Below are 6,137 nucleotides of genomic sequence, written 5' to 3' on the forward strand. Positions count from 1 at the left end.
GTCGTTTTACCAGAGCCGGACGCACCGACGAGGAACACAAATTCCCCTTCATCCACGCGCAGGTTCGCTTTGTTCACCGCACGGGTACCGTTATCGTACACCATGGTGACATCGTTCATCCGTATCACAGGCATTCCTCCTCGGAGCCAAACTAAATACCAAAAAGGCAAAGGTGCATGTCGATCATACACCTTTGCCTATTATAACAGATTTTCTTAGCCGACGCAAGACGACAATCCCTGCCATTTCCCTGCATGACCATATTTTTGCGTGAAGATTTTGTGAACAATCCGCCCTCAGCGCACGTTTTCCTCACGGCTGGCCAGATATTTGCGCACCATCAGCGCCACTTTGAACACGATTGCATGGTCAAATTCACGCAGATCGAGGCCGGTCAGCTTTTTGATCTTTTCCAAGCGGTACACCAAAGTATTGCGATGTACAAACAGCTTACGCGAGGTTTCCGAAACGTTCAGGTTGTTTTCAAAGAACTTCTGGATGGTAAACAGCGTTTCCTGATCGAGCGAATCGATCGAACCCTTTTTGAACACCTCGCTGAGGAACATTTCGCACAGCGTGATCGGCAGCTGATAAATCAGACGGCCAATGCCGAGATTTTCAAAGCTGATGATATTCTTTTCCGTGTCAAACACCGCGCCAACCTCGATGGCAGTCTGTGCTTCCTTAAAGGATTTGGCAATATCCTTCATCTGCGAGGACACGGAACCGATGCCGATCAGACACTTGACCGACAGCTCGCTGAGCAGCGCTTCTTCAATCGAAGCGGCGATCTTTGCCAGATCCTTGACATCGCTGCCCGCCTTGACTTCCTTAACGACCACGATATCGGTCTCGGAAATATGCAGCACAAAGTCCTTCTGCTTGTCCGGGAACATGCCGGTCACGACATCGATTGCCGCAACGTCCGCCGGCATCTGCTGGCGAACCAAGAAAACCACGCGCGGCACATCGTTGCCGAAATGCAGTTCACGGGATTTGATGTAGATATCGCCCGGCAGAATGTTATCCAGAATGATGTTTTTGACAAACGTTGCCTTATCGTGCTTTTCATCATAGAGCGTCTTGATGTTGTTGATCGCAACCGCCACCAGCGAGCAAATACTGCGCGCGAGCTCGTCCTCTCCCTGCACGAAAACAGCGTATTCCAGCCGACTAGCCCGATCGCCTGTGGTATGGTAGGTATAGCCACCAAAACGGACAATCTCACCGGCAAAGCCAAGCTCGGTGATTGCCTCTTCCCGCATTTCACCAATACGGGGCAGATCGGTACACGCCACGACCGCACCGCTCGCATCCACGATACCAATGGTACGTTCTACCGTGTCCTTCATCTGCAAAACAATCGACTGGAACAATCTTGAAGCCATTTCCATCACCTTTCCCGTATTTCCCTCTTGTCTTGTGCGCTTTCACGCTATGCCAACGCTGCCCCGGCCACAAAAACTGCCGTATTCCTGACATTGTTCACAAGAACCCTCGAGGTTCCCTGTGCATTTTAAGACATTATATCATAGTCTTCTACATTTTTGTACAAAAATTTTTATTTTTTTTGGCGATTTTTAGATACTCTCCGATGCCGGCTTTTGAAGCGTCGTCAGCTCCTGATCGGTCAAGGCGCGAAACGCACCTTCTACTAAGGCCGGATCGAGCCGCAAACCGCCTAGTTGCACGCGGCGCAGCTGTACCACCACGCCGCCTACCGCTGCGATCATGCGTTTGACCTGATGATATTTTCCTTCCCGCAGGATGACCCGCACACGCTGCGCACCATCCCCTGTCAGTCGTTCCAGACGGGCGGGCAGGCAAACCGTACCGTCCTTGAGCGTCAGCCCTTTTTCAAAGCGTATTTCCGCATCCGGCAGCAGTTCCCCTTCCACCGTGGCCTCATACACCTTTTCTACATGACGCGACGGGCTCATCAGCGCATGGCTGAGCGCGCCGTCATCGGTCACGATGAGTAGTCCCTCGGTATCCTTATCCAGCCGTCCAACTGCAAACAAACCGCGCCGGATTTCCTCTGGAAACAGGTCGAGCACGGTAGAATGCCGCGCATCCCGGCTCGCGGTGATCACCCCGGCCGGCTTATTGAGCATATAGTACCGCTGCGCCTGATACTGCTGCGCCTGTCCATCCAGCACCACTTGCGCAGTGTCTGAATCCACTTTTGCCGCGGGATCGCGCTCTGTCGCGCCGTCAACCTGCACGCGGCCCGCGCGAATCATAGCTTGTACTTCCTTTCGGCTGCCGCAATTCAAATGCGCCAGCAGCTTGTCCAATCGCATCCGTGGCATTTTGTCTCCCCCGACAATTCATTCCTGCTAATAGCATACCACTTTTTTGCAAATTGCACAATAGGGAATTGCAGAAAAAGTGCAATTCCCTAAATTTCGTTTGCGGATACAACAATCTAAGCCCTGATTTTTGTATATTTGCACAGTCAGCCGCATACATATCATGTATTGTATGCATTACCTCTATTCTGCCGAATCGGTTTCCGGCATTTCCGTAATGCCATGCACAAAGCCATCCGTCTCCGCGGAACTGATATCCGCAGCGATCAGCTGATTGCGGCGAATGAGTAAGTTGGCGATCACGCCCTCTTCTCCAGTCGGATACTCGGTCAGCTCATACGTATACAGCGTTGCCCGTTTGCCCTGATACGGCGTAAGGTCCAGCCCTTGCCCCAGTTGAATGGCGTTATATGCCTGATAGGTGTCATCAAAAGTTTTGGGAATCTGCACTTCACGCTCACTGCGCGGTTCCGGGTTCACCTTCCAGCCATAGCTTTCGAGCAACGCAACGCGCTGCTCATTGTTTTTCAGCTTGCTGTCCAAATCTATTTCGCCCGACACGGTCTGCGCATGCATTGTCTCCGCTGCCGGCGCGAGCAACGTAACACCCAAAACCACAGCACTCACCGCCAGTACGCCTGCCACCACTTTTTTTACCGATACCTTGGCTGCAAAAACAATCATGCTATCGCCCCTCCTGCTTTTGCTTTATCCTATGCAGACAAACCGCAAAGCAGAACAACAAAACACCGCCCGGCAGAAGCTCTTGCTTCCATCGGGCGGTGTTCTTCATTCTTTCTATTCGAACAATTACGCCAGAATCTGTGCTGCCAGCGTATCTGCCAGCTCTTCGAGCGCACCATACTGGCTATCCGCCAGCGTGGACTTGAGGGCGATCGTATTTTCCAATACGGTCATGTTTTTCATGCCCTCCAGAATGGCCTTCATGTGACGGCCGGAAACCGGCGCCCATGTACCGTTCTCAAGCAGCGCTACCGTGCGGTTTTGCAGGTTCAGCGCTTTGAGATCATGCAGGAAGGCCTCCATGCGCGGCTGCAAGCCACCGTTGTAGGTCGGCGCAGCCAAAACCAGATGGCTGCACCGGAAGCTTTCGGCCACCAGTTCAGAAACATCCGTGCCAGATACATCGTACATCGCAATATTGTGCACGCCCTTGTCAGCCAGCATGCCAGCCAGAACATTGGCAGCATTCTCCGTGTTGCCATACATCGTGGCGTAGGCGATCATAACGCCCTTGTCCTCCGGCTCGTAAGCGCTCCACTTCTGGTATTTTTCCAGCATCGTCTCCAGATTGCCGCGCCAAATCGGACCATGCAGCGGGCAGATCATCTCAATGTCCAGTGCAGCCGCCTTCTTCAGCAGCGCCTGTACCTGCGCACCATACTTGCCCACGATGTTGGTATAGTACCGGCGGGCATCGTTCAGCCAAACGCTGTCAAACACGAGTTCATCATCAAAGATATTGCCTGCCAGTGCGCCAAATGTGCCGAATGCATCCGCCGAGAACAGAGTTTTGCTCGGCTCGTCATAGGTAACCATAACTTCCGGCCAGTGTACCATCGGTGCCATGACAAAATGCAGCGTATGGCGGCCGGTAGAGAGCTTGTCCCCTTCCGCGACCACCAGTGCACGCTCCTTCATATCCTCTGCATAGAACTGCGCGAGCATAACCAGCGCTTTAGCGCTGCAAACAATCTTTGCTTCGGGATAGCGGTGCAGCAGCGCAACGATCATGCTGCAATGGTCCGGCTCCATATGGTGAACCACCAGATAGTCAAGCGGACGGCCTGCCAACGCGGCAGAGACATTTTCATAAAACTGACGGCTGATGGAATCGTCCACCGTATCAAACAGCACGGTTTTTTCATCCAGCAGCAGATAGCTGTTATAGGAAACACCGCGCGGGATCGGGAACAGATTTTCAAATCGGCTCAGGCGGCGATCGCTTCCGCCAACATAAACGAGATCATCCTGGATCTTTCGGATTGTGTGCATCGCAAGAAACCTCCGTATTTTCATAATTTGTTAAAATTATATCACAAATTCCTTTTTTCGTCTACCCTGCTGCGCCGCTCACACCAACAAAAAACCGGCTGCCGAAACAGCCGGTTTTTGACAAAATCAATGTTTTATTCCTTATTGAGAGCTTCCAGTCTCGCCTTGTTCTCCGCGATGACCTTTTCCTGCACCTGTGCGGGCGCTTCGTCGTAACGCTCAAAGTTGGAAACGAACGAACCACGGCCCTGCGTCATCGAACGCAGCGTGATCGCGTAGTCAGCCAGCTCTGCCATCGGGCACTCTGCCAGAATCTCCTGCTTGCCGCCTTCGATCGGGTTCATACCCATAATGCGGCCACGGCGCTTGTTCAGATCGCCGATTACATCACCCATGTACGCATCCGGAATGACAACCTTCATCGAGCAGACCGGCTCGAGCAGCACCGGGCTTGCCTGCGGAATACCCGCCTTATACGCCAGACGCGCTGCCATCTTAAAGGACAATTCGTTGGAGTCGACATCATGGTAAGAGCCGTCGAGCAGGGTTGCACGCAGGCCAACCATCGGATAACCTGCCAGCACGCCATGCTCCATCGCCTCACGGATACCCTTATCAACCGCCGGATGGAAGTTCTTCGGAACAGAACCGCCAAAAATCTTCTCCTCAAACAGGTAATCGCCTTCCGGATACGGAGCAAACTCCATCTTAACATGACCATACTGTCCATGGCCGCCGGACTGCTTCTTATGCTTGCCTTCGACCGTCACCGGCTTGCGGATCTTCTCGCGGTACGGTACGATCGGCGCAGTCAGCTGCACCTCAACGCCGAACTTATCCTTGAGCTTGGCGCACAGTACATCCAGATGAATGTCGCCTGCACCCGAAATGGTATGCTGCTTGGTTTCCGGATTGAACTCAGTCTCGAAGGACGGGTCCTCGTCATGCAGACGCGCCAGACCAGTAGAGATTTTTTCTTCCGCACCCTTGACCTTAGGCGCAATGCCCTGCGTATAGCACGGCGGCGCAAACTCGATCGGCTCGAGCTCCACCTTACGCACGCTCATGGAGAGCGTATCGCCGGTCTTGGTGGTGACCAGCTTGGAAACCGCACCGATGTCGCCGCAGCCAACCACCGGAACCTCGGTGGTCTTTTTGCCGCAGACCGTGTAGATGTGGCCCATCTTCTCGTTAGCATCTGCGCGCTTGTTAACCAGCGTCATATCCTGCTTAACTTCGCCCGACATGACCTTGAAATACGAGAAGCGACCGTACTGGTCAGCGACCGTCTTAAATACAAATGCACAGGTCGAACCGTTGGGCGTGCAGTTGATCTCGATCAGCTCACCCTTTTCATCCTCGCAGATCTCGACCGGCTTTTCATCCGGGGACGGCATGTAGTCTGCAATGCCCTTCAAGAGTGCATAGGAACCGATGCCGGTTGCCGCAGTGCCGCAGAATACCGGCGCGATGACCAAATCCTTAACGCCCTGACGGATGCCGGCGATCAGCTCTTCATCCGAGAACTCCTCACCTGCGAAATAACGCTCCATCAGCTCTTCGGAAAGTTCTGCTACGTTTTCGCACAGCGCCGCACGGTGCTGGTCGATACGCTCCTTCATATCGTCCGGAATCGGAATCTCAACGCGCTTGTTGCCTTCCATGCGGTATGCCTTGCGGATCACGCAGTCCACAATGCCGACAGTATCGCGGTTGCCTTCGAAAATCGGCACCACGATCGGCGCAACCGATACGCCGAACTGCTTTTGCAGCTTATGCAGCGAGGTATAGTAATCCGAGTTTTCCTCA

At 53.3% G+C, this 6,137-nt stretch carries 5 protein-coding genes; all 5 read right to left on the minus strand.

Going from position 1 to position 6,137, the window contains the following annotated elements; genetic code table 11:
* Positions 1 to 296: 296 nt before the first annotated feature.
* A complete protein-coding gene (locus ABGT74_RS11235; RefSeq protein WP_297282391.1) occupies positions 297 to 1,388 on the minus strand; it encodes a helix-turn-helix domain-containing protein in 1,092 nt (363 codons plus the stop codon).
* Positions 1,389 to 1,580: 192 nt separating this feature from the next.
* Positions 1,581 to 2,312 carry a pseudouridine synthase gene (locus tag ABGT74_RS11240; RefSeq protein ID WP_346705550.1) on the minus strand — a complete coding sequence of 244 codons (732 nt, stop codon included), beginning with the start codon at positions 2,310 to 2,312 and terminating at the stop codon, positions 1,581 to 1,583.
* A 183-nt stretch (positions 2,313 to 2,495) separates the two neighbouring features.
* Complete coding sequence (locus ABGT74_RS11245) at positions 2,496 to 2,996, minus strand: DUF4830 domain-containing protein (RefSeq protein WP_297282389.1); 501 nt, start codon at positions 2,994 to 2,996, stop codon at positions 2,496 to 2,498.
* 126 nt (positions 2,997 to 3,122) lie between these two features.
* On the minus strand, positions 3,123 to 4,328 hold the full coding sequence (locus ABGT74_RS11250; RefSeq protein WP_297282388.1) for an FprA family A-type flavoprotein: 1,206 nt from the start codon (positions 4,326 to 4,328) through the stop codon (positions 3,123 to 3,125).
* A gap of 134 nt (positions 4,329 to 4,462) precedes the next feature.
* Positions 4,463 to 6,137 (minus strand): elongation factor G (locus ABGT74_RS11255; protein WP_346705551.1); only part of this gene is annotated, 1,675 nt, incomplete at its 5' end.

The organism is uncultured Agathobaculum sp. (assembly GCF_963927765.1).
GTDB lineage: Bacteria > Bacillota > Clostridia > Oscillospirales > Butyricicoccaceae > Agathobaculum.